This window comes from Streptomyces corchorusii, from assembly GCF_001514055.1.
GTDB lineage: Bacteria > Actinomycetota > Actinomycetes > Streptomycetales > Streptomycetaceae > Streptomyces > Streptomyces olivaceoviridis.
The window spans coordinates 259,222-282,044 of sequence record NZ_KQ948351.1; the positions used below are offsets into that span (position 1 = coordinate 259,222).

General features: G+C 72.7%; 19 protein-coding genes. 7 read left to right on the plus strand and 12 right to left on the minus strand.

Going from position 1 to position 22,823, the window contains the following annotated elements; all coding sequences use genetic code 11:
• Positions 1–64 precede the first annotated feature (64 nt).
• The gene (locus AQJ11_RS01150; RefSeq protein ID WP_059261515.1) at positions 65–466 is read left to right on the plus strand and encodes a hypothetical protein; all 402 of its coding nucleotides are present in this window, start codon (positions 65–67) and stop codon (positions 464–466) included.
• Between the two features lie 110 nt (positions 467–576).
• A complete protein-coding gene (locus tag AQJ11_RS01155; RefSeq protein ID WP_059261516.1) occupies positions 577–1,992 on the plus strand; it encodes a S28 family serine protease in 1,416 nt (471 codons plus the stop codon).
• A 52-nt stretch (positions 1,993–2,044) separates the two neighbouring features.
• Here the strand turns inward: AQJ11_RS01155 and AQJ11_RS01160 are convergent, their stop codons facing one another.
• The gene (locus AQJ11_RS01160; RefSeq protein ID WP_059261517.1) at positions 2,045–3,934 is read right to left on the minus strand and encodes a glycoside hydrolase family 3 protein; all 1,890 of its coding nucleotides are present in this window, start codon (positions 3,932–3,934) and stop codon (positions 2,045–2,047) included.
• Between the two features lie 198 nt (positions 3,935–4,132).
• Between AQJ11_RS01160 and AQJ11_RS01165 the strand changes: the two genes are divergently transcribed.
• Positions 4,133–4,726: an RBBP9/YdeN family alpha/beta hydrolase gene (locus tag AQJ11_RS01165; RefSeq protein ID WP_059261518.1), complete on the plus strand. Its 594-nt coding sequence runs from the start codon at positions 4,133–4,135 to the stop codon at positions 4,724–4,726.
• Here AQJ11_RS01165 and AQJ11_RS01170 read toward each other — a convergent pair.
• The 5 genes from AQJ11_RS01170 to AQJ11_RS01195 form a co-directional block, all read right to left on the minus strand.
• Complete coding sequence (locus tag AQJ11_RS01170) at positions 4,701–5,942, minus strand: MFS transporter (RefSeq protein ID WP_058080614.1); 1,242 nt, start codon at positions 5,940–5,942, stop codon at positions 4,701–4,703. The genes AQJ11_RS01165 and AQJ11_RS01170 overlap by 26 nt on opposite strands.
• Positions 5,943–6,062: 120 nt before the next feature.
• Positions 6,063–6,863, minus strand: coding sequence for a sugar phosphate isomerase/epimerase family protein (locus AQJ11_RS01175; RefSeq protein ID WP_014672859.1), 801 nt, complete (start codon positions 6,861–6,863; stop codon positions 6,063–6,065).
• 1,006 nt (positions 6,864–7,869) lie between these two features.
• On the minus strand, positions 7,870–8,796 hold the full coding sequence (locus AQJ11_RS01185) for a bifunctional helix-turn-helix transcriptional regulator/GNAT family N-acetyltransferase (RefSeq protein ID WP_059261520.1): 927 nt from the start codon (positions 8,794–8,796) through the stop codon (positions 7,870–7,872).
• Between the two features lie 78 nt (positions 8,797–8,874).
• Positions 8,875–9,471: a dihydrofolate reductase family protein gene (locus AQJ11_RS01190; protein WP_059261521.1), complete on the minus strand. Its 597-nt coding sequence runs from the start codon at positions 9,469–9,471 to the stop codon at positions 8,875–8,877.
• Between the two features lie 131 nt (positions 9,472–9,602).
• Positions 9,603–10,649, minus strand: a complete 1,047-nt coding sequence (locus AQJ11_RS01195) for a LacI family DNA-binding transcriptional regulator (protein WP_058080612.1) — start codon at positions 10,647–10,649, stop codon at positions 9,603–9,605.
• Positions 10,650–10,884: 235 nt separating this feature from the next.
• Between AQJ11_RS01195 and AQJ11_RS01200 the strand changes: the two genes are divergently transcribed.
• The 3 genes from AQJ11_RS01200 to AQJ11_RS01210 are packed head-to-tail and all read left to right on the plus strand — an operon-like array spanning position 10,885 to position 14,020.
• On the plus strand, positions 10,885–12,036 hold the full coding sequence (locus tag AQJ11_RS01200) for a Gfo/Idh/MocA family protein (RefSeq protein ID WP_059261522.1): 1,152 nt from the start codon (positions 10,885–10,887) through the stop codon (positions 12,034–12,036).
• The gene (locus AQJ11_RS01205; protein WP_059261523.1) at positions 12,033–13,184 is read left to right on the plus strand and encodes a dihydrodipicolinate synthase family protein; all 1,152 of its coding nucleotides are present in this window, start codon (positions 12,033–12,035) and stop codon (positions 13,182–13,184) included. The genes AQJ11_RS01200 and AQJ11_RS01205 overlap by 4 nt, the downstream gene beginning before the upstream one ends.
• Positions 13,185–13,219: 35 nt before the next feature.
• Positions 13,220–14,020, plus strand: coding sequence for a sugar phosphate isomerase/epimerase family protein (locus AQJ11_RS01210; RefSeq protein WP_398780055.1), 801 nt, complete (start codon positions 13,220–13,222; stop codon positions 14,018–14,020).
• Between the two features lie 209 nt (positions 14,021–14,229).
• On the opposite strand, the gene rbsD is transcribed toward AQJ11_RS01210, so the two are convergent.
• The 5 genes from rbsD to AQJ11_RS01235 all read right to left on the minus strand — a co-directional run bounded on the left by rbsD (position 14,230) and on the right by AQJ11_RS01235 (position 20,148).
• Positions 14,230–14,619, minus strand: a complete 390-nt coding sequence (rbsD, locus tag AQJ11_RS01215) for a D-ribose pyranase (protein WP_059261525.1) — start codon at positions 14,617–14,619, stop codon at positions 14,230–14,232.
• Entirely contained in the window at positions 14,616–15,518 is a 903-nt protein-coding gene (locus tag AQJ11_RS01220) for a ribokinase (protein WP_059261526.1), read from the minus strand. The genes rbsD and AQJ11_RS01220 overlap by 4 nt, the downstream gene beginning before the upstream one ends.
• A 79-nt stretch (positions 15,519–15,597) precedes the next feature.
• Positions 15,598–17,547, minus strand: coding sequence for an ABC transporter permease/substrate-binding protein (locus AQJ11_RS01225; protein ID WP_014672850.1), 1,950 nt, complete (start codon positions 17,545–17,547; stop codon positions 15,598–15,600).
• Positions 17,537–19,093 carry a sugar ABC transporter ATP-binding protein gene (locus AQJ11_RS01230; protein ID WP_059261527.1) on the minus strand — a complete coding sequence of 519 codons (1,557 nt, stop codon included), beginning with the start codon at positions 19,091–19,093 and terminating at the stop codon, positions 17,537–17,539. The genes AQJ11_RS01225 and AQJ11_RS01230 overlap by 11 nt, the downstream gene beginning before the upstream one ends.
• On the minus strand, positions 19,090–20,148 hold the full coding sequence (locus tag AQJ11_RS01235) for a LacI family DNA-binding transcriptional regulator (protein ID WP_059261528.1): 1,059 nt from the start codon (positions 20,146–20,148) through the stop codon (positions 19,090–19,092). Before AQJ11_RS01235 ends, AQJ11_RS01230 begins: the two co-directional genes overlap by 4 nt.
• 710 nt (positions 20,149–20,858) lie before the next feature.
• Here AQJ11_RS01235 and AQJ11_RS01240 point away from each other — a divergent pair.
• Complete coding sequence (locus tag AQJ11_RS01240) at positions 20,859–21,560, plus strand: DUF2637 domain-containing protein (protein WP_014672847.1); 702 nt, start codon at positions 20,859–20,861, stop codon at positions 21,558–21,560.
• 377 nt (positions 21,561–21,937) lie between these two features.
• Here the strand turns inward: AQJ11_RS01240 and AQJ11_RS01245 are convergent, their stop codons facing one another.
• Positions 21,938–22,582 carry a dihydrofolate reductase family protein gene (locus tag AQJ11_RS01245; protein ID WP_059261529.1) on the minus strand — a complete coding sequence of 215 codons (645 nt, stop codon included), beginning with the start codon at positions 22,580–22,582 and terminating at the stop codon, positions 21,938–21,940.
• Positions 22,583–22,823: the final 241 nt, after the last annotated feature.

Here is a 22,823-nt window from a genome sequence, read left to right on the forward strand (position 1 = left end):
ACACACCTGTGCGTCCGTACATCAGTACGGACACGGGGGTGTGACCGGGACGGGGAGGACGACAGTGGACAGTGGTGCGATACGCCGGCCGCGCAGGCGGCTGGCGCTCGCCGCGGCCGTGCTGGCCGCGTCCGGGGTGCTGGGGCTGACGGCGACGGGGACGGCGCGGGCCGATTCGGCGAGCGGCTGCGCCGGGCGCGAGGTGCGCACGCTCCCGTTCGCGTCCGGCGTCACCCACGTCTTCAAGCGCGACGGCTACGTCTGCGCCGTCACCGTCGCCAGACAGCCCGGACCCACCCGGACCATGTCGGTCAGCGTGCAGGCCCGCGGCAACCGGCCGGTCGTCGACAAGGGCCGCTACAAGCACCACGCCGGCCCGGTGACCGTGCACGCCGGCCACCGCTGCGTGTGGATCAAGGGCTCGGTGGGCAAGTACTCGGTCAGCTCGGGCTGGATCCTGTGCTGACCGCGGCCACCGCGCCCGGCAGGTGAACCGGAGCGCTCAATTCCCTCTGGTGGGACGGCAGTTGCTGGGATAGCTTCCGGCGCACATCTGTCTCACAGGGGAGAGTGCGCATGCGCAAGGCGCTCAGATGGCTGCTGGCGCTCACGGTGTTCCTGGGAACCCTGGGCACGGCGGCCGGCGCGGCCACCGCCGCCGAGCCCGAGCCCACCGACATCAAGGACCGGCTCCTGTCGATACCCGGCATGAGCCTCCTCCAGGAGAAGCCGTACCCCGGCTACCGCTACTTCGTCCTGAACTACACGCAGCCGGTCGACCACCGCCACCCCGACCGGGGCACCTTCCAGCAGCGCATCACCGTGCTGCACAAGGACACCAGCCGCCCCACGGTCTTCTACACCAGCGGCTACAACGTCTCCACGACGCCCTCGCGCCGCGAGCCCACCCAGATCGTGGACGGCAACCAGGTCTCCCTGGAATACCGCTTCTTCACCCCGTCCCGCCCCGCCCCGGCCGACTGGAGCACGCTCGACATCTGGCAGGCGGCGAGCGACCAGCACCGCGTGTACGAGGCCCTCAAGCCCCTCTACTCCGCCAACTGGCTGGCCACCGGCGGCTCCAAGGGCGGCATGACGGCCACGTACTACGAGCGCTTCTACCCCCGTGACATGGACGGCGTGGTGGCCTACGTCGCCCCCAACGACGTCGTGAACAAGGAGGACTCGGCGTACGACCGCTTCTTCGAGCGGGTCGGCACCAAGGAGTGCCGGGACCGGCTGAACGCCGTCCAGCGGGAGGCGCTGGTTCGGCGCGGACCGCTGGAGAAGAAGTACGCCGCGTACGCCGCCGAGAACGGCTACACCTTCACCACCATCGGCGGCCTCGACAAGGCCTACGAGGCGGTCGTCCTCGACTACGTCTGGGGCTTCTGGCAGTACAGCCTCCTGAAGGACTGCGACACCGTTCCGGCGGACGCGGCGACCGCGACCGACGAGGAGATCTGGAACTCCGTCGACACGATCTCCGGCTTCTCCGCCTACACCGACCAGGGCCTGGAGACGTACACCCCGTACTACTACCAGGCGGGCACGCAGCTGGGCGCCCCGACGATCCACTTCCCCCACATCGAACGGAAGTTGATCCGCTACGGCTACCAGCCCCCGCGCAACTTCGTCCCCCGCTCCATCCCGATGCGCTTCCAGCCGGACGCCATGCGGGACGTGGACACGTGGGTCCGCCACCACGCCCGCCACATGCTCTTCGTCTACGGCCAGAACGACCCCTGGGGCTCGGAGCGCTTCCGCCTCGGCGCGGGCGCCCGTGACGCGTACGTCTTCACGGCACCCGGGGCGAACCACGGCGCGAACGTGGCCGGCCTGGTACCGGACCAGAAGTCCCTGGCCACCGCCCGCATCCTGGACTGGGCGGGTGTCTCCCCGGCCGCCGTGGCCGAGGCGAAGCCGCTGGCCGGGTACGACGCGAAGCTGGACGTACGGGACGCGGAGCGGGAGCCGGCGCTGCGGCCGTGAGCACGGGCGGCCGGTCGGCGGACGGCGCCTGCCGACCGGCCCCGCGGTGCCCCTAGTAGGTCAGCCCATGGCCGATCGGGTACAGCACCCGCGTGGGGTCGTCCGCCCGCTGCACCGGCACCGGCAGCTTCCCGCGCGGTCTCACCCGGCCCGCGATCACCCGTGCGGCGGCGCGCAGTTCGACGTCCGTCCAGCAGTACGCGGCCAGGCAGGCGCGGACGCCGGGGAGCTGCGCGATGTCGTACGGGTTGCGGACGGCCAGCGCGACCACCGGCCTGCCCGTGGCCAGCAGGCGGTCCACCAGGGTGCGCTGGGTGCTGGAGGCCGTCACGTTGTACGTGGCCACGATCACCGCGTCCGCGTCCCGCGCGGCGGTGACCGCCTGGTCGATGGCCGCGGCGGACGGGGCGGTGCCGGTGGACAGGGCCGTGGCGGTGAAGCCCAGTTCGGTGAGGGCGGCGGCCAGGACGCCGGTGGGCGGCCCGGTGGTGCCGGACGGGGAGGCCGGGTCGGCGCCGACGACCAGGAGCCTGCGCCGCGTGCGGCGGTCGAGGGGCAGGGTGGAGTCCTCGTTGACCAGCAGGGTGGTGGTGCGTTCGGCGATGCGGTCGGCCGTCGCCAGGTGGGCCTTGGTGCCCACCGTGCGGTCGACGTCCGCCGGGTCGGCCCAGGGGCGGTCGAAGAGTCCGCGCCGGGCCTTCAGGCGCAGGATGCGCAGGATCGATTCGTCCAGGCGGGCCTCGGTCAGCTCGCCCTCCCGCACGGCCTTCAGCACCGCGTTCCAGGCCACGTCCAGCGACGGCGGGTTGAGCAACTGGTCCACGCCGGCCTTGAGCGCGAGCACCGGCACCCGGTCGTCGCCGTACTTGGTGCGCACGCCCTGCATGCCGAGCGAGTCGGTGATCACGACACCGTCGTAGCCGAGTTCCTCGCGCAGGATGCCGGTCAGGATCGGGCGGGAGAGGGTCGCCGGGTCGCCGGAGTCGTCCAGCGCCGGGAACTGGATGTGCGCGGTCATGATCGAGTCGATGCCCGCGCGGATCGCGGCCCGGAAGGGTACGGCGTCCAGCTCCTCCCACTGCTCGCGGCTGTGGGTGATGACCGGGAAGCCGTAGTGGCTGTCGACGGCGGTGTCCCCGTGGCCCGGGAAGTGCTTGGCGGTCGCGGCGACACCGGCGGCCTGATAGCCCTTCACCTCGGCGGCGACCAGGGCGGCCACGGCCTCCGGGTCGGCGCCGAAGGAGCGGACGCCGATGACCGGGTTGGCCGGGTTGACGTTCACGTCGGCGTCGGGGGAGTAGTCCTGGTTGACGCCCATCGCGCGCAGCTCGGCCCCGGAGATCCGGCCGAGGGCGCGGGCGTCGGAGCGGGAGCCGCCCGCGCCGATCGCCATGGCGCCGGGGAAGAGGGTGGCGGGCTTGCCGATCCGGCACACCGCGCCGTGCTCCTGGTCGGTGGCGATGAGCACCGGCAGGCCGCGCGGCTGGTCCAGGGAGGCCCGCTGGATGCCGTTGGACAGCTCGGCGATCTGGTGCGGGTCGCGGGTGTTGTGGGCCCAGGCGAAGTAGATGATGCCGCCGACCCGGTACTTGGCGATCAGCTCGGCCGCGGTGCGGACGCCGATCTCCTGGAGGTTGGCGTCGACGTCCGCCTGGTCCGGTGCGGTGGCGGAGTGGCCGTAGACCCGCATCACGAAGAGCTGGCCGACCTTCTCCTCCAGCGACATGCGGGAGATCAGGGCGCGCAGCCGGCGGTCGTCGGGGGCGGCGGCGTGGGCGGTCGTCGGTACGGTCAGCGCGGCGGTGAGGCCCGCGGTCGCGGCGAGGACGGCGCGTCTGGACGGTCGTGCGGCGCGTCTGCCCGCGCTCGCGGAGTTCTCCGTGCCTGCCGTACCGGTGCCGCTACCCGTGCCGGTGCCGCTACCCGTGCTGGTGTGGTGCACGTGCGCTCCTTCCGGAGGAGAACCGCTGAAGGAAACTTCCGAGGAATCACCAATATCCGGGAAGTTTCTTTCCGTCAAGGGATGCACAGTAACCACGAAGGGGCGGCCGACCGGGCATTCTCGGGGCGCGTCCGGCCGTTCCCCGGCTTCGAAGGGGCTCGCTGGACCGGTGGACGCGGGCCGTGGAGGATCTCCGGCATGACCACACGCGCGTACCTGATCCTGCACGGCTGGCAGAACCACCGTCCGCCCGAGCACTGGCAGCACTGGCTCGCCGGCCGGCTCACCGCACTCGGCCACCGGGTCGGCTACCCGCAGCTACCCGACGCCGACGACCCCGACCTGGACGTCTGGCTCGCCGAACTCGCCCGTCACCTGGAGGAGTTGAACGGGCCGGAGGAGCGGGTCGTGGTGGCCCACAGCCTGTCCGCCGTGCTGTGGCTGCACGCCGCCGCCCGGGGCATGGAGCAGCAGCGGTACGCGGACCGGGTGCTGCTCGTCTCCCCGCCGTCCGGTCCCGTCCTCGCCCGGTACCCGGAGGTGGCCGCCTTCGCCCCGCCCGCGCTCGACTTCACCCTGCCCGGGAAGACGCGGCTGGTCGCGGGCGACGACGACCCGTACTGCCCCGGGGGCGCGGACACGGTCTTCGCCGAGCCGCTCGGCATCCCCGCCGACATCCTGCCCGGCGCCGCCCACCTCGACCTGGACGCCGGGTACGGCCCCTGGCCGGCGGTCCTCGACTGGTGCGTCAGCGGCACCGCACCGCTCACGGGGCGTCCGGCACCGCGCTGACCCCGTCGCGCAGTTCGGGTGTCGTCGTCGCGACCGCCGCCACCGCCAGCACGCACAGCAGGCCGCCGCTGATCAGGGCGGTCGTGCCCGAGGTCCAGCCGGCCAGCAGACCGCCACGCGCGTTGCCGAGGCTGGGACCCGCCTGGCCGACGATCTGCTCGGCCGCCGTGACCCGGCCGAGCAGCGCGTCCGGGGTGCGGGTCTGCACGATCGTGGAGCGGGAGACCACGGCCGTGGCGTCCGCCGCACCGGCCAGCGCGAGCAGGGCCAGGCCCAGCCAGGGGTTGCCGGCCAGGCCGAACAGCACCAGGGCCGCGCCCCAGGTGGCGGACGCGCACAGCATCACCGGGCCCGGCCGGGCGAGCCGGGTCAGCGGGCCGGACAGCGCGGTCGCGGTGACCCCGCCCACCGCCAGCGCCGACAGGAACAGGCCGAGGGTGCGCGGATCGTCGCCGAACCGCTCGGCGTTCACCAGCGGGAACAGGCTCACCGGGAACGACAGCACGGTCGCGGCGAGATCGGTGACCAGCGCGCCCCGCACCACCCGGTGCCCGGCCAGGAACCGCAGCCCGTCCAGCACCCCGTGCAGCCCGGCCCGCGACGGCTCGCCCTGCGGCGGCAGCGCCGGCAGTCCGCGGGCGCCGTAGAAGGCGAGGCCGAAGCTGAGGGCGTCCAGCAGGTAGCAGACGCCGATGCCGAACCAGCCGAGCAGCAGCCCGGCCAGGGCGGGGCCGAGCAGCATCATCGACTGACCGGTCACCTGCTGGAGCGCCAGCCCGGCGGCCACCTGCTCCTTGGGCAGCAGCCGTGGTACGAACACCCCGGCGGCCGGGGCGCCCAGCGCGCCGAAGCCCGACTGCACGGCGACGAGCAGCAGGACGACCGCCGGCGGCACGTGCCCGGTGAAGCCCTGCACGGCGAGCAGCAGCGAGCAGACCGCCTGGCCGACGGTCGCCGCGAGGAACACGCGGCGCCGGTCGGCCCGGTCCACCCACGCCCCGGCGAACAGCCCGAACACCACCAGCGGCAGCGCCTGGGCCAGCCCGACGGCACCGGTCCACGCGGTGCTGCGGGTCTGGTCCCAGACCTGGTACATGACCGTCACCATGGTCATGAACCCGCCGAGCACGGACACGGTCCGGCCGATCAGCAGCCGCCGGAAGACGGGTGAGGTGCGCAGGGGGCGTACGTCGATGAGCGAGCGGGCGAGGCTCATGAGCGGAAGCGGGCGCACGGCCCCGGTGGCTGGATCACCGGGGGAGGGTAACCGGACGCCGACGCCCCGGCCAGCGAATTCCGCGCGGGCGACGGCCCTCCTCGGATGGGCCGGCGGGGGCTAGGCCGCTTCGCCCAGCACCCTCAGCAGATGCTCGCGGCCGGCGCCGAGCAGACCCGGAAGCGGTGCGGCCCCCTCGTACCAGCGCTTCTCGTACTCCCAGCACAGCCAGCCGTCCCAGTGGTGCCGGGACAGCACGTCCACGCACTCCCCGAGCGGCAGCACTCCGGCGCCGAGCGGCAGCGGGGTGGTGTCCTCGGCGGAGGCGATGTCCTTGACCTGGACGTAGCCCAGGTGCGGGGCGAGGGCCGCGTAGGTGTCCGACGGCTGCTCACCGCCCAGCCAGGTGTGCATCACGTCCCACAGCGCGCCCACCTGCCGGTGTCCGACCGGGCCGAGGATCCGGATCGCGTCGGCGCCGGTGCGGTGCGAGTCGTGGGTCTCCAGCAGGATCCGGACACCCAGGGCGGCGGCGTCCTCGGCGGCGGTGCCGAGCCGCCGGGCGGCGATCGCGTCCGACTCCTCGCGGGGCCGGTCCGGGTCGGCGCCGGGAAAGACCCGGACGAAGGGTGCGCCGAGGTCGTGGGCCAGCCGCAGGAGGTCCCGGATCTCCGCCAGCACGGGCGCGTCGTCACCCGGAGCGGCGACGCGCGCGTAGCCGGCGAGGCCCAGCAGCTCGACCCCGGCGTCCCGGAACAGGGCCGCGGTCTCGGCGCGCTGGGCGGGTGCCAGGCCGGCGTGCACCGGCTCCTCGGGATGGGCGCGCAACTCGACACCGTGGTAGCCGTGCGCGGTCGCGAGCGCGACGACCTCCGGGACGGGCAGGCCAGGGACACCGAGAGTGGAGAACGCCAGCTTCATGGGCAGGGACCCTACTCGCCCCGCCCGCCCCCCGCTCGATCCCCCCAGCGCGAGCCGCCACCTTCGGCCGACTGGTACCCGGATCGCCGTGCGCCACTCACCCGCGACGGGGGCGCGTGCGCTTGGCTTTGGCGGGGCGTGGCCGGGGCGGCGGTTCTGGCCTGGGGGCGGGGCGGGGAGGGGCTGGTCCTGGCTGAGGGAGTGGTGGCGGGGAGGGGCTGGTCCTGGCCGGTGGGGTCGCGGGCGGGGGAGCCGGCGGTCCTGGCCGGGGAGGTGGTGGCGGGGAGGGGCTGGTCCTGGTCGACGGGGGCGTGGCGGGGAGCCGTCGGCCTCTGGTTGACGGGGGAGGGGGCGCCTGGTCTTGGCTGAGGGGGTGGAGGCGGGCAGCCGCCAATGCTGGTCGGCTGGGGTCCGGGTTGTCGTGCGTCGCTGGCTGGGGCGGGCGGCGCGTGCGCCTGGTCTCGGCCGACTGGGGCGTGGCCGGGTGAGCCGCCGGTCTTGGCAGGTGGGGTGGTGGCAGGGAGTGCGGGTCCTGGCCGGCGGGTCGTGCCGAGGAGCCGCGAATCCTGGTCGACGGGGGCGCGGCGGGGAGCCGTCGGTCCCTGGTCGACGGGGGAGGGAGCGGCTGGTCCTGGCTGAGGGGGTGGTGGCCGTCAGTCGTCGGTCCTGGTCGACTGGTCGGCTGGGGGCCGGGTGGTCGTGCCTCGCCGGCTCGGGGCAGGTGGCGCGTGCGGCTGGTCTCGCCCGGCTGGGGCGGGCGGTGCGTGTGCCTGATCTTGCCCGGCTGGGGGGCGTGCCCGGGTGAGTCGCCGGTCTTGGTCGGTGGGGTGGTGGCAGGGAGTCGCCGGTCCTGGCCGGCGGGATTGTGGCAGGGAGTCGCCGGTCCAGCTCGACAGGTCGGCTGGGGCCCGCGGCCCCCACGTCACTCGCCGGGTGCGGCCGGGCTCCCGCGGACCGTGACCCACCGAGGCGGTGGGGCCCTTCGGTGCCGTCCGGGGACCGTGCGTCACTCGCCCGGTCCGCGCAGCGTCAGCCGCCAGTCCTGGCCGACCAGGTCCTTGCCGAAGGAGCGGTGGGGCCGCTCGGCGACCAGGGCGAACCCGTGCCGCTGGTAGAGGCGGCGGGCGCTGTCGAGCACGTCGTTGGTCCACAGCACCAGTTCCCGGTAGCCGGCCCCGCGGGCGAAGTCGATCACGGTCCGCACCAGCCGGTCCCCGACGCCGTGCCCGCGCGCCTCGGGCTCCACGAGCAGCAGCCGCAGCCGCGCGGTGCCGGGCGCGTCGTCCCGTACGCACATCACACAGCCCACGGGCCGCCCGGCCAGCTCGGCGATCCACACCCGCTCCAGACGCGGATCGTGATCTGCCGCGTAGTCGGCGACGATCCGGGCGACGAGCCCCTCGTACTCGGCGTTCCACCCGTACTCGACCGCGTACAGCGCGCCGTTGCGCTGCACGATCCACCCCAGCTCCCCGGCCCGCGGCTCCCGCACCACCACGTCCGCGGCCCGCTTCCGGCCGCCCAGGATGTCCCGGATGGTCCGCATGGCCTCGGTCAGCCGGGCCCGGTCCGCCGGAGCGATGCCGTCGAGCAGCGCGGCGACGGACCCCCGGGCCCGCTCGTCCAGCAGCGCGGCGGTCCCCCGCCCGCGCGCGGTCAGCATGATCCGGCGCCGCCGCGGGTCCTCCTGGGACGGCTCCCGCCGGACAAGCCCGTCCTCCTCGAAACGGTTCAGGATCCGGCTCAGGTACCCGGCGTCGAGCCCCAGCCCAGCGCGCACGTCGGCCGCGTCCAGGTACGGCGCGTGCGCGAGTTCGTAGAGCACGCGGGCCTCGGTCAGGGTGTACGGGGCGTACAGGTGGCGCTCGTAGTCGAGGGCGCCGATCACACCGGTGTAGAAGCGGTTGAAAGCGCGGACGTCCTGGACGGTCATGGTCGCCCCCGGATGCTTGACCCAGTCAGAGACCCTGCTCCTGCGAGCCTAGGCCGCCCCGCGCGCCCCCGTCCACGCCTACGACCGCCCGGCCGGCCGGTACACGTTCACCTGCGCCCCGGTCTTCGCGGTGGCCGACGACACCAGTTCCCAGCTGCGCAGCCCCCCGTCGGCGGGGAAGACCGACTTCCCGCCGCCAAGCAGCACGGGCATGACGACGAGCCGCAACTCGTCCACGAGCTCCGCCGCGATCAGCGCCCGCACCAGCGTGGGGCTGCCCATCATCGCCAGGTCCCCGCCCTCGGCGGCCCGCAGCTCCCGTACCGTCTCCAGGGCCCGCGCCCCCGGGATGCGCACGGTGTTCTCCCAGCTCAGCTCGGACTCGCCGGGCGTGTCGGACACGACGTACTTCTTCATGGAGTTCAGCCGGTCAGCGAAGGGGTCCCCCGCCCGCTCCGGCCACGCGGCGGCCATCGTCAGGTACGTCCGCCGCCCGTACAGCAGCGCCTCGGCCTTCTCCAGCCCCGCGGCGAACGCCCCGCCCACGACCTCCGGGTCGAAGAACGGATGCGACCACCCACCGTGCGCGAACCCCCCGTCGGTGTCCTCCTCTGGCCCGCCCGGGGCCTGCACGACTCCGTCAAGGCTGATGAACTCGGTGACGACGACACGCATGGATCCGCTCCTCGGCAAGTGTCCGTTGCTTACGATGATGAAGACGCCCGGCACCTCGAAAACTCATCGGTGCCGAGCAGGAAAACGGCGGCCCGACCGCCCTCGGGGGCGCGGCCCGGCACCCCGCGCCCTTACTCCCGCGGCACCCCGGAGGACCCCCGCACCATCAACTCCCCCCGCACCGAGGCGATCCCCCCGGGCGGCGGCTCCTCCCGCCCCATCGCGATGCGCCCGGCCCGCGCTCCCGCCTCCGCCAGCGGCAACCGGACCGTCGTGAGGGACGGCACGGCGTCGATGCTGAACGGCAGGTCGTCGAAGCCGGCCACCGAGACGTCCTCGGGAATCCGCAGCCCGGACTCCCGCAGCGCGGCGCAGGCGCCGAGGGCGACGGAGTCGTTCGCGGCCACGATCGCCGTCAACGAGGGATCGCGGCGCAGCAGTTCCAGCGTGGCCTCGTGACCGGACCGGCGGTCGTAGCGGCCGTGGACCGTCCAGCGCGGGTCCTCCTCGACGCCCGCCGCCGCGAGCGCCGCGCGGTGGCCCTCCAGACGGTGCCGGGTGGTCGTGCGCTCCTCGGGGCCGGCGATGTAGCCGAGCCGGCGGTGGCCGAGGCCGATGAGGTGGTCGGTCAGCGCGCGGGCGCCGCCCCGGTTGTCGAAGGTCAGTGCGACAGCCTCGGTGTCCGGCGCCGGCGGGCGCCCGCACAGCACCACCCGGGTCCCGGCGTCCGCCAGCTTGCGCAGCTTCGCCGCGACCGCGGCCGCGTGCGGCGCGTCCTCCACGGCCCCGCCGGTCAGCACCACGGCCGCGGCCCGCTGCCGCTGGAGCAGGGTCAGATACGTCAGCTCGCGCTCGGGGCAGCCGCCGGTGTTGCAGACGACCGCGAGGCGTTCGCCGCCCGCGCGCCCGCCCGGGCCCCCGATCTCCGCCTGGATCGCGCTCGCCATGATCCCGAAGAACGGGTCGGCGATGTCGTTGACGAGGATGCCGACCAGGTCGGAGGTGGCCGCGGCCAGCGCGCTGGCGGGGCCGTTGAGGACGTAGTCCAGCTCGTCCACCGCGCGCAGCACCCGCTCGCGGGTGGACGCGGCGACCGGGTAGTTGCCGTTCAGCACGCGCGACACCGTCGCGGGGGAGACCTGGGCGCGGGCCGCCACGTCCGCCAGGGTCACCGTCATCTCGTCGTCCTCCGGTCACGCGTCATGTGGTACGCCCTCGTAGACAGCCAGGCGTCCGACCTGGTTCCGAGCCGACCTTAAGGCCACGGACCCGGGTTGTTCGCCCCCTCGAACAACCCGAAGCGGACACGGTCTTGTACAGACCACGTCCGGAGGCTAGCTTCTCCTCACCTAGAAAGCGCTTGCTATCCGATGGTCGAACTGCTTGCTCCACCGGCCCGCGAAGGGGACTCACGTGACACGCAAGACGGTGCGTATCGCCATGAACGGCGTGACCGGGCGCATGGGCTACCGCCAGCACCTCGTCCGGTCGATCCTCGCCCTGCGCGAACAGGGCGGCCTCGACCTCGGTGACGGCACCGTGCTCTGGCCCGAACCGGTCCTGCTCGGCCGGCGCGAGCACGCCCTGCGGGAGATCGCCGAGCGGCACGGCCTGGACCGGGTCTCCACCGACGTGGACGCCGTCCTCGCCGACCCGTCCGTCGACATCTACTTCGACGCCCAGGTCACCTCCGCCCGCGAGGAGGCCCTCACGAAGGCGATCGCGGCCGGCAAGCACGTCTACACCGAGAAGCCCACCGCCACCGGTCTCGACGGCGCCCTCGCCCTCGCCCGCCTCGCCCACGACAAGGGCGTCAAGCACGGCGTCGTCCAGGACAAGATCTTCCTGCCGGGCCTGCGGAAGCTGAAGCGCCTCGTCGACGGCGGCTTCTTCGGCCGGATCCTCTCCGTGCGCGGCGAGTTCGGCTACTGGGTCTTCGAGGGCGACTGGCAGCCCGCCCAGCGCCCCTCCTGGAACTACCGTGCCGAGGACGGCGGGGGCATCGTCCTCGACATGTTCCCGCACTGGGACTACGTGCTGCACGAGCTGTTCGGCCGGGTCACCTCCGTCCAGGCCCTCGCCGCCACCCACATCCCCCAGCGCTGGGACGAGAACGGCAAGCCCTACGACGCCACCGCCGACGACGCCGCCTACGGCGTCTTCGAACTCGAAGGCGGTGCCGTCGCCCAGATCAACTCCTCCTGGGCGGTCCGCGTCCACCGCGACGAACTGGTCGAGTTCCAGGTCGACGGCACCGAGGGCTCGGCCGTCGCCGGCCTGCGCGGATGCCGCGTCCAGCACCGCGGCGCCACCCCCAAGCCGGTGTGGAACCCGGACGTCCCCGCCACCGAGGTCTTCCGCGACCAGTGGCAGGAGGTCCCCGACAACGCCGAGTTCGACAACGGCTTCAAGGCCCAGTGGGAGCTGTTCCTCAAACACGTCTACGCCGACGCCCCCTACCACTGGGACCTGCTGGCCGGCGCCCGGGGCGTCCAACTCGCCGAACTGGGCCTGAAGTCCTCCGCCGAGGGCCGCCGCATCGACGTACCGGAGATCTCCCTGTGACCATCCGACTCCCCGCGGCGGACGGCACCCTGCGCACGTACGAGCCGCGCACCGCACCCCTCTCCCTCGTCCCCGGCACCCCCTTCGGCTCCCGCACGGTCTTCTCGGCGGCCCATGTCGTCGCCGACCCGTTCGCCGACGTCTCGCCCGACGCCCCCGCCGCGATCGACTGGGACGCCACCCTCGCCTTCCGCCGCCACCTGTGGTCGCACGGGCTCGGTGTCGCCGAGGCGATGGACACCGCCCAGCGCGGGATGGGCCTGGACTGGGCGGGCGCCGCCGAACTGATCCGGCGCGGCGCCGCGGAGGCGCGCGCGGTCGGCGGCCGTATCGCCTGCGGCGTCGGCACGGACCAGCTCGCCGGGGGCACCCTCGCCCGGATCCGGGCCGCGTACGAGGAGCAGCTCGCGGTCGTGGAGGAGGCGGGCGCCCAGGCCGTCCTCATGGCGTCCCGGGCACTGGCCGCGACGGCGCAGGGACCCGAGGACTACCTGGAGGTCTACGGCCACCTCCTGCGCCAGGCCGCCGAACCGGTGGTCCTGCACTGGCTCGGCCCGATGTTCGACCCGGCCCTGGAGGGCTACTGGGGCTCGTCCGACCTGGACGCGGCCACCGGCACCTTCCTGGAGGTGATCGCCGCACACCCCGACAAGGTCGACGGTGTCAAGATCTCCCTGCTGGACGCGCGGCGCGAGGTCGAGCTCAGACGGCGGCTGCCGCGGGGCGTGCGCTGCTACACCGGCGACGACTTCCACTACCCGGAGCTGATCGCGGGCGACGAGCAGGGCTTCAGCCACGCCCTGCTCGGCATCTTCGATCCGCTGGGCCCGCTCGCCGCCGGGGCGGTACGGCTCCTGGACGCGGGCGACGTCCAGGGCTTCCGCGCACTCCTCGACCCCACGGTGGAGTTGTCCCGCCACCTGTTCCAGCCGCCCACCCGCTTCTACAAGACGGGGGTGGTGTTCCTCGCCTGGCTCGCCGGCCACCAGAGCCACTTCGCCATGGTCGGCGGCCTCCAGTCGGCCCGCTCCCTGCCGCACCTCGCCCGCGCCTACGAACTCGCCGACGGCCTCGGCCTGTTCCCGGACCCGAAGCTCGCGGAGGAACGGATGAAGACCCTTCTGTCGCTGTACGGGGTGGACCAGTGAGCACGGCGGACCTCGCGCGCTTCTCCGTCAACCAGATGACGGTCAGGCAGCTGTCCCTCCCGGACCTGGTCGACGCCTGTGTCGCGCTGGGCGTCCCCGGGGTCGGCCTGTGGCGGGAGCCGGTGCGGCGGTACGGCGTTCAGGCCGCGGCCGAGCTGGTGGGGGACGCGGGCCTGACGGTGACGACACTGTGCCGGGGCGGCTTCCTCACGGCGACCGACCCCGTCGAGCGGGCCGAGGCGCTGGGCGACAACCACGCGGCGATCGACGAGGCCGCCACCCTCGGCACCGACACCCTGGTCCTGGTCTCCGGCGGACTCCCCGCCGGCAGCAGGGACCTGCGCGGCGCCCGGGAGCGCATCGCCGACGCGCTGGCCGTCCTCGCCCCCTACGCGGCCCAGCGCGGCGTACGTCTCGCCATCGAGCCGCTGCACCCCATGTACGCGTCCGACCGCTGTGTGGTCTCCACCCTCGCCCAGGCCCTGGACCTCGCCGAGCGCTTCCCCGCGCACCAGGTCGGGGTGGCCGTGGACACGTACCACGTCTGGTGGGACGACCAGGCGCCCGCGCAGATCGCCCGCGCGGGCGCGGCGGGCCGCATCCACACCTTCCAGCTCGCCGACTGGACCACCCCCCTGCCCGAGGGCGTCCTCAACGGGCGCGGTCAGCTCGGCGACGGAGCGGTCGACATGCGCGAGTGGAAGAGGTGTGTGGAGGCCGCCGGGTACACCGGCCCCATCGAGGTCGAGCTGTTCAACGAGCGGCTGTGGGCGCGGGACGGGCGAGAGGTGCTGGCGGAGACGGCGCAGCGGTTCGTGGAGCACGTGATCCGCTAGCGCACCCCGCGGAGGAACGCGCGGAAGCGGGTGCAACCATTTTGCCGCCTGCCGTGTCGTACCTGTCGTCGGAACCACGGGGGACCCCGGGGGGGATCGGGTTCCGGCAGGGGAGGGGAACGCCGAGGGGGCGTCCCGGGCCTACGGGCCGGGGAGGCCCCCTCGAAACGTTCCGGCCGTCCCCGCCCTGGGTTCCGGCCTTCCTCGCCCTAGAAGAACACCCCGCAGCGCAGCAGGACGTTCGCGTACGGCCGGGCCTCGCCGGTGCGGACGATCAGCCGGGCCCCGGCCGACAGCTCCTTCAGCCGCTCGTGCGAGACGAGGGCCAGCTCGGGGAAGCGGGCCTGGAGCAGCCCGGCCGCCGCCGGATTGGCCGCGCGTACCTCCTGTGCCGCCGTGGCCCCCTCCACCACCAGCTCGGCCAGCAGCCCGTCCAGCACCTCGGCGAAGGACGGCACACCGGCTCGGAAGGCCAGGTCCACCACCCGGGGGCCGTCGGGTATCGGCATGCCCGCGTCGCAGACCAGCACCCCGTGCCCGTGGCCCAGTTCGGCCAGGGCGCCGGAGAGATGACGATTGAGGATCCCCGCCTTCTTCACAGGGCCTCGACCTCCTCCGCCGTCGGGTACGACTCCTGCGCGCCCCGCCTGGTCACGGCCGCCGCGCCGACGCGGGCCGCGTAGGCCGCCGCGTCCGCCAGGTCCGCACCGGACCCGAGCTTCCAGGCCAGGGCGGCCGTGAACGCGTCCCCGGCACCCGTGGTGTCCACCGCGTCCACCGTCACCGACGGCACCCGGGTCGCCCCCGAGCCGTCGGCCACCAGCGCCCCCTCCGCGCCCAGCGTCACCACCACCGAGCGGGGCCCCCGGGCCAGCAGCAGCCGGGCCCAGTCCTCGGGATCGTCGCTCGCGCAGGCGTCCCCGAGGACCACCCGTGCCTCGTGCTCGTTGAGGATCAGCGGGTCGCACGCCGCCAGCACCTCCGCGGGCAGCTCGCGCGGCGGCGACGGGTTCAGCACGAAGCGACTGCCCGGCGCCAGGTTCCGTACGACCTCCACGACCGTCTCCAGCGGGATCTCCAGCTGCGCCGACACCACGCGGGAGGCGCGCAGGACGCCCTCCGCCGCCCGGACGTCCGCCGGCAGCAGGCGGGAGTTGGCGCCCGGCGACACCACGATGCTGTTGTCGCCGGACGGGTCGACGGTGATCAGCGCGACCCCCGTCGGGGCCCCGCCCACCAGCACACCCACCGTGTCGACCCCGGCCGCGCGCAGGGAGTCGAGCAGCAGCCGGCCGTGGCCGTCGTCACCGACCCGCGCCAGCAGGGCCGTGGCGGCACCGAGCCGGGCCGCGGCGACCGCCTGGTTGGCGCCCTTGCCGCCCGGGTGCACGGCCAGATCGCCGCCGAGCACCGTCTCGCCGGCGGCCGGCCGCCGCTCGACGCCGATCACCAGGTCGGCATTGGCCGATCCCACGACCAGAAGGTCGTAGTCGTACATCAGTTGACTCCCCTGAGAGATGACGCCAGGCGGGCCGGCCCCGGAAGTGCCCGGGGCCGCCCGCCCGAATCGCCTGTTGTCAGCCGGTGAAGCCGGCCACGTTGTCCTTCGTGACCACCTTCACCGGCACCTTCACCGTCGGGTCCACCTTGTCGCCCTTGACCGCCTTGAGGGCGTTGTCCACGGCGATCTTCCCCAGCTGCGAGGGCTGCTGGGCGACGGACGCGTACAGCGTGCCGTTCTTGACCGCGGTCAGGCCGTCCGGGGTGCCGTCGAAGCCGACCACCTGCACGGACTTGCCGGCCTTGGAGCCGAGCGCCTTGATCGCGCCCAGGGCCATCTCGTCGTTGGCGGCGATGACGCCCTGCACGTCCGGGTGGGCCTGGAGCAGGTTCGACATCACGTCGAGGCCCTTGGTGCGGTCGAAGTCGGCGGGCTGCTGCGCCAGCACCTGGATGCCCGGGTAGGCCTTGAGGCCCTGGGCGAACCCGGCCGCCCGCTCCCGGGCCGCCGACGTGCCCGCCTGGCCCTGGAGGATGACGATCTTGCCCTTGCCGCCCAGCTTCTCGGCGATGGTCTTCGCGGCCAGCTCACCACCGGCGACGTTGTCGGAGGCCACCAGCGTGTCCACGGACGCGTGGTTGACACCGCGGTCCACCGCGATGACCGGGATCTTCGCCTTGTCGGCGGCCTTCACGGAGTTGCTCGCCGCGTCCGAGTCCACCGGGTTGACGATGATCGCGCCCAGGCCCGAACTGGTGAAGTTCTGGAGCTGGTTGGCCTGCTGCGAGGCGTCGTTCTGCGCGTCGGTGACGGTCAGGTCCACACCCAGCTTCTTCGCCTCGGCCTGGGCACCCGACCGGATCTGCACGAAGAAGGGGTTGTTGAGCGTGGACAGGGACAGCCCCATCTTCGGGGTCGTGGACGAGGAGGAACCGCTGTGCAGGAAGGAGGTCGCGCCGACGATGGCGACGGTGACCACGGCGGCGAGCGCGTACGTGGCCGCCTGCTTGCCCTTCGGCCCGCCCGTGCCGGCGGCCACCGGGGTCGCCCCGGCCTTGCGGCGCACGGTGTCCAGCAGCACCGCCAGCGCGATCACGACACCGATCACGACCTGCTGCCAGAACGCGGAGACCGAGAGCAGGTTGAGGCCGTTGCGGAGCACCGCCAGGATCAGCGCGCCGATCAGCGTGCCGGACGCCTTGCCGGTGCCGCCCGCCAGCGAGGCGCCGCCGATGACGACCGCCGCGATGGCGTCCAGCTCATAGCCGTCGGCGGCCTGCGGCTGCGCCGAGGACAGCCGGGAGGCGAGCACGATGCCCGCCGCGGCGGCGAACAGCCCGGACAGGGCGTAGATCGCGAGCTTCTGCCGCTTCACCCGGAGACCGGACAGCCGCGCGGCCTCCTCGTTGCCGCCGATCGCGTACATGGACCGGCCGATGTACGTCCGCCCCAGCACGAACGCGGCGATGAGACCCATCACCACCATGACCAGCACCGGCACCGGCAGCCAGCCGCCGAGGGTGTCGCCGAGGTGGGAGACCGAGTCCGGGAAGGCGATGGGGGAGCCCTGCGAGATCACCAGGGCGAGACCGCGGCCCACCGACAGCATGGCCAGCGTCGCGATGAACGGCGGCAGCTTGCCGTAGGCGATGAGGAAACCGTTCACCAGGCCGGCGACGATGCCGGTGGCGACCGCCATCAGCACCGCGAGCACGACCGGCACCCCGTGGGAGGTGGCGCTCCAGGCCAGCACGGTCGCCGACAACGCGGCCACCGAGCCGACCGACAGGTCGATGCCCGCCGAGACAATCACGAAGGTCACACCGAAGGCGAGGATCGCCGTCACGGCCGCCTGGACGCCGATGTTGAGCAGGTTGTCCGTCGTCAGGAAGTCGCCGGACAGCGCCGACAGGGCGATGACCAGGACGATCAGCGCGGTGAGCGCGCCGTTGTCGAGGAGCAGCCGGCGCAGGCCGCCCGGGGCGCCACTCGCGCCCGCCGGCCTCTTGAGCGTGTCAGTGGCCACGGGTGGCCTCCTTGTCGGTGAGGGGGGTGGAGCCGGTGGCGGAGTCCGAGCCGGCGGTCGGGGTGGAGACGGCGAGCGCCATGACGGCGTCCTGGGTGGCCTCGTCGGCCGGGAGTTCACCGGCGATCCGGCCCTGGGCCATCACCAGCACCCGGTCGCTCATGCCGAGCACCTCCGGCAGATCGCTGGAGATCATCAGCACGGCGGCACCGGCGGCCGTCAGCTCGTTGATCAGCTGGTAGATCTCGACCTTGGCGCCGACGTCGATACCGCGCGTCGGCTCGTCCAGGATCAGCACCTTGGTGTCGGCCAGCAGCCACTTGCCGATGACGACCTTCTGCTGGTTGCCGCCGGACAGGGTGCGCACGTGCTGCCCGAGGCCCGCCATGCGCACGCCCAGCTGCCCGGCGATCCGCTCGGCGGCGGAGTACTGCGCCTTGCGGTCCACCAGCCCGGCCCGGGTGGCCGACCGGAGGGTCACCAGCCCCAGGTTCTCCGCGACGGAGGCGTCCAGCACCAGTCCCTGGCCCTTGCGGTCCTCCGGCACCAGCCCGATCCCGGCCGCCATCGCCGCGTTCACGTCGTGCCGCTTGAGCTCGGCACCGGAGACCCGCACGACCCCGTGGTCGTACGGATCGGCGCCGAACACCGCCCGGACGACCTCCGTACGGCCGGCCCCCACGAGCCCCGCGATACCGACGACCTCGCCGGCGTGCACCTCGAAGCTCACGTCGTGGAACACGCCGTTACGGCCGAGCCCCTCGACGGACAGCAGCGCGGCGCCCCGCTCCGGACGCTGACGCGGGTACTGCTGCTCGATGGAGCGCCCCACCATCAGCCGTACGAGCTCGTCCTCGGGCGTCGAGGCGGGCACCTGCCCGACACTGCGCCCGTCCCGGATGACGGTCACCCGGTCCCCCAGGGCGGCGATCTCCTCCAGGTGGTGGGTGATGAAGACGATCCCCACCCCGTCCTCGCGCAGCGACCGCACGATGGCGAAGAGCTTCTCCACCTCCTCCGAGGTGAGCACGGCGGTCGGCTCGTCCATGATGAGCACGCGCGCGTCCAGGCTGAGCGCCTTGGCGATCTCGACCATCTGGAGCCGCGCGATGCCGAGTTCCCGCACCCGCGCGCGGGGCGAGACGTCGACCCCGACTCGCTCCAGCAGCGTCGCGGCCTCCGCCTCCATCCGCTTCCGGTCGATCATCCCGAACCGGCGCGGCTGCCGGCCCAGGAAGATGTTCTCGGCGACGGTCAGATCGGGAACGAGGTTGAACTCCTGGTAGATGGTGGCGATCCCGAGGCGCTCGGAGTCCTGCGCACCGTGGATGCGCACCTCCTCACCGCCTACGAGGATCCGGCCGGCATCGGGGGTGTACGCACCGGAGAGCATCTTGATGAGGGTGCTCTTGCCGGCGCCGTTCTCACCGAGCAGTACATGGACCTCACCCCGGCGCAGGTCGAAGTCGACGCCGTCGAGCGCGACCACGCCGGGGAAGGTCTTGCGTATGCCCTCGATGCGCAGCAACTCGTCCGGGTTGCTCACGACGTGCTCCTTTGCACTGGGGAGGGGGACTGCGTGGGGGGTGCGGGGGGCTGGGAGGGCACGTGCGTCTCTCCGCAGGAGCGGCGTACGACGAGCCGCGCGGGCAGGGTGACGGAGCGCGGGGTGCGCCCCTCGATCCGGTCGACCAGGGCCCGTACGGCGGCCCGACCCAGCTCACCGGTCGGCTGGGCGATGGCGGTGACCGGCGGATCGGTGTGCACGAACCACGGGATGTCGTCGAACGCGGCCAGCGCGATGTCGTCGGGCACGCGCAGCCCGCGCGCGCGTACGGCGTCCAGCGCGCCGAGCGCCATCAGGTTGTCGGCGGCGAAGACGACCTCGGGCGGCTGCGGCAGATCGAGGAACCCCTCGGTGACCCGCCGCCCGCTCTCCGCCTGGAAGTCGCCCTGCCCGATGTAGACGTCCGGGAGCGGGAGCCCGTACTCGGCGAGCGCGGCCCGGAACGCCTCCACACGCTCACTGCCGGTGGTGGTGGCGGCGGGCCCGGCGATGATGGCGAGCCTGCGGTGCCCGAGCCGGCACAGATGGGCGACGAGGTCCCGTACGGCGGTCTGCCCGTCCGCGCGGACCACCGGAACGTCCACGCCCGGGATCCACCGGTCGACGAACACCATCGGCGTCCCCGCCCGGGCGGCGTCCAGCATCAGGGGCGAACCGCCGTCGGTGGGGGAGACGAGCAGCCCGTCGATCCGCCGGTCGAGCAGGGTCCGTACGTGGTGGTCCTGGAGCTCGGGCCGCTCGTCGGCGTTCCCGATGATCACGCTGTAGCCGAGCGCGCGGGCCTCTTCCTCGACGGAACGGGCCAGCTCGGTGAAGTAGGGATTCAGCACGTCGCTGATGACCAGCCCGAGGGTATGGGTCTGATCCGTCCTGAGGGAGCGGGCGACGGCGTTGGGCCGGTAGCCCAGGGCGTCCACGGCCTCCATCACCCGTGCCCGCGCGTCGGCACTGACGGACGGATGCCCGTTCAGCGCGCGCGACACGGTGGCCACGGACACCCCCGCCGCGGCGGCCACGTCCTTGATGCTCGCCATCGCCGGCCCCACCTCCTCGTGGACTCGTGGAATCGATTACATCCCTGCCGTAGGGAGGATTGGAATCGATTACACGGGTCGGAGGCAAGGGGTGCCGGGTGGCCGAGACCCAATCGTGACCGGGGGCGCGTGAGGGGGCGGTCCGCCCCGGCGCCGGACGGGCCGCCGGCGGCGGGGCGGACGATCAGACCGGAAGGGTTCTCAGAATACAAACCACTCGACCCACAAACGGGCCGCTGAAAAGCGAATGACACAAATGAAAAAACGCACTTCCAACGTTTCCCCGTGCCATGTTCACTCATTTGCCGCGCATCTGGAGGAGAGGGGGCGGCGTTAGCTCGAATATGACGACAGCAAGGTTCCATGGCTTGCCTCACCGCGACGCGAGGAAAGACAGTCTGTCTGCGAGTCGTGTGGCGACGGTGGGAAGGTATATTTACACACCCGGTGTTGCACGCTCGCTGGAGGCGCGTGGCACCTTGCGCGGGGACGGCGTACGCGTCGAACCCCAGGCCACCGAGTCGCTGCTCCGCGAGTTCCTCACGCTATTGGAAGCGGTTCAGGAGGAACTTAATCAACGATGGACCGACCAGGCAAACTCTGACTGTCGCGCGGATCGCGTGTGACGGGGGCGGATTTTCATGAATCACGACTATGCGGGTTCCCCCTTCGCCCGGCGTGAACGGTACGCGGACACACCCCCTTACACGGTGGGTACCGTCTGGCACGGCAGCCCCGTCGACGCCCTGGACTCAGAGGCTCTCCTGGTGCCCCCCGACTCGGGCTGGGACCCGGCCGAGGAACTCGCCTACCTCCTCCAGGAGGCCGTTCCGGCCGAGCAGCCGACCGTGGTCCCGCCCCCTCGTGGCGAACCGCCGGCCGACTACGCCGACCCGATGGAGAACCTGGCCCGGATCACCGCACAGCTGCCGCCCATCCGACGCCCTTCCGCCGGGGCCGGACACCGCAAGAGCCGGGTTCGGAAAATCCACGTCAAATGGATGCAGACCGGCAGCTTCGTGATCGCCGCATTCGTCTCCGTCATCGTGGCGATGGTCAGCGTATTCGGCGGAATGGCGGCTTACGGGCCACTGCGGAACATCACGTCAGGCACGAGCGGCGAGATGATCGCTTGGTGGCCCATTCTCGTGTACGGCCCCTGGATGGTGGCTTCCCTCTCCATCCTGCGAAGTGCCCTGCACCAGCGCCGGGCCCTGCACTCGTGGTTCATCGTCCTGCTGTTCTCATCCGTCGCGATGATGCTGTGCGTGGCCCAGGCCGACCGAACGATCACAGGAATCGCCGGCGCCGCCCTCCCCGCCTGCGCGTCCCTGGCATGCTTCCAGCAACTGGTCCGCCAAATCACCCTGACGCTCCCCCCACGCCAGGACAAACCCCGCCACCGCCGCTAGTGCTCTGACCGCACGGGTTCGCGGGGTTGGTGGTCGTGGCGGTGGTAGATCCTCGTCCGATCCGACCGCTGGAGGCGCGGGGGCCGAGCCTGTCCGTGTACGCGGACTGACCGACCAGGAAGGGCGGCGGTTCGCGCAGATCGTGCGTCGGGGCGGCACCAGTTCGGTGCGCTACCGGCGCATGATGATGCTGCCGGCCTCGGCGGGCGGTAACGGCCCTGCACGTCTGTCTGCGCCGGCGCAGCCAACGCCCGCCACCGCGACGTCCTGGCCGCCGACCGCAAGGAACGCGCCCGCATCCGCAGCGAGAGGGGGCATCCGCTGGGACGCACGCCCCCTCACCGCCGCGGCCTGAACTCGTCGGGTGGTCCCTTGCGTCACCTTCGCCAGAACAGGTGGTGCGTCACACCGCTCGGGCTGGGCACGACCTCCAGGTGGAACCGGTCGAGCAGGTCGTCGGGGGTCTCCCACAGCCGCAGTCCGGACCCGAGCCTCACCGGCGAGACCGCCACATGCATGGTGTCGACGAGGCCGGCATCAAGGAACTGCCGGATGGTGGTGACCCCGCCGCCGAGCCGGACGTCCTTGCCCTGCGCCGCCTCCCGCGCCTGTTCGAGAACCGTGGCCGGGTCGCCGTCGACGAAATGGAACGTGGTGTCGCGGAGCGTGAACGACGGACGCGTGTGGTGGGTCATGACGAACACCGGGGTGTGGAACGAGGGCTCCTCCCCCCACCAGCCGCGCCACTCATGGTCCTGCCAGGGCCCCCGCTGGGGCCCGAACTTGTTGCGGCCCATGATCTCGGCGCCGATGTTGCGCGCGAAGTCCCGCGTGAAGTAGTCGTCGAGGCCCCGGCTCCCCCCGGGATCCGTGCGCATGGGCCAGCTCGCCGTGGCTCCGGCCCAGGCGAACAGCCTCTCGGGATGGTCGTGGCCGAACGGCCGCTCGATGCTCTGGTGCTCACCGGCACCGATTCCGTCAATCGACACGTTGAAGTTCATGACTCTGAGCAGCTGATCCACGTGTGTCCTCGTCAGTCCTGTCGCGTCATCGTGCAGCGAGGCGCCGCACACCATGACGACGAACGGGACGTGGCCGGATCGACAGCGGCCCGCAACTTTTTCCAAGGCATGTCAGGAAACGGCCCATGTGCCGCACCGGACGTCACCGCACGTCCAACTGCCCCGAACACCAACCCCGGCCGTGAGCCATCGAACCGGCCCGGAGCACGAGCGTGCCGGACCCGCGCCACTCCGCGCACCC

What these genes read in the sequence shown, in the direction of transcription:
- AQJ11_RS01185 (WP_059261520.1), bottom strand. Translation starts at nt 8,796, where the DNA reads ATGACCGTCCAGGACGTCCGCGCTTTCAACCGCTTCTACACCGGTGTG.
- AQJ11_RS01195 (WP_058080612.1), bottom strand. Translation starts at nt 10,649, where the DNA reads ATGACGGTGACCCTGGCGGACGTGGCGGCCCGCGCCCAGGTCTCCCCC.
- AQJ11_RS01170 (WP_058080614.1), bottom strand. Translation starts at nt 5,942, where the DNA reads ATGAGCCTCGCCCGCTCGCTCATCGACGTACGCCCCCTGCGCACCTCA.
- AQJ11_RS01220 (WP_059261526.1), bottom strand. Translation starts at nt 15,518, where the DNA reads ATGTACGACTACGACCTTCTGGTCGTGGGATCGGCCAATGCCGACCTG.
- AQJ11_RS01235 (WP_059261528.1), bottom strand. Translation starts at nt 20,148, where the DNA reads ATGGCGAGCATCAAGGACGTGGCCGCCGCGGCGGGGGTGTCCGTGGCC.
- AQJ11_RS01155 (WP_059261516.1), top strand. Translation starts at nt 577, where the DNA reads ATGCGCAAGGCGCTCAGATGGCTGCTGGCGCTCACGGTGTTCCTGGGA.
- AQJ11_RS01175 (WP_014672859.1), bottom strand. Translation starts at nt 6,863, where the DNA reads ATGAAGCTGGCGTTCTCCACTCTCGGTGTCCCTGGCCTGCCCGTCCCG.
- AQJ11_RS01210 (WP_398780055.1), top strand. Translation starts at nt 13,220, where the DNA reads ATGACGGTCAGGCAGCTGTCCCTCCCGGACCTGGTCGACGCCTGTGTC.
- AQJ11_RS01190 (WP_059261521.1), bottom strand. Translation starts at nt 9,471, where the DNA reads ATGCGTGTCGTCGTCACCGAGTTCATCAGCCTTGACGGAGTCGTGCAG.
- AQJ11_RS01165 (WP_059261518.1), top strand. Translation starts at nt 4,133, where the DNA reads ATGACCACACGCGCGTACCTGATCCTGCACGGCTGGCAGAACCACCGT.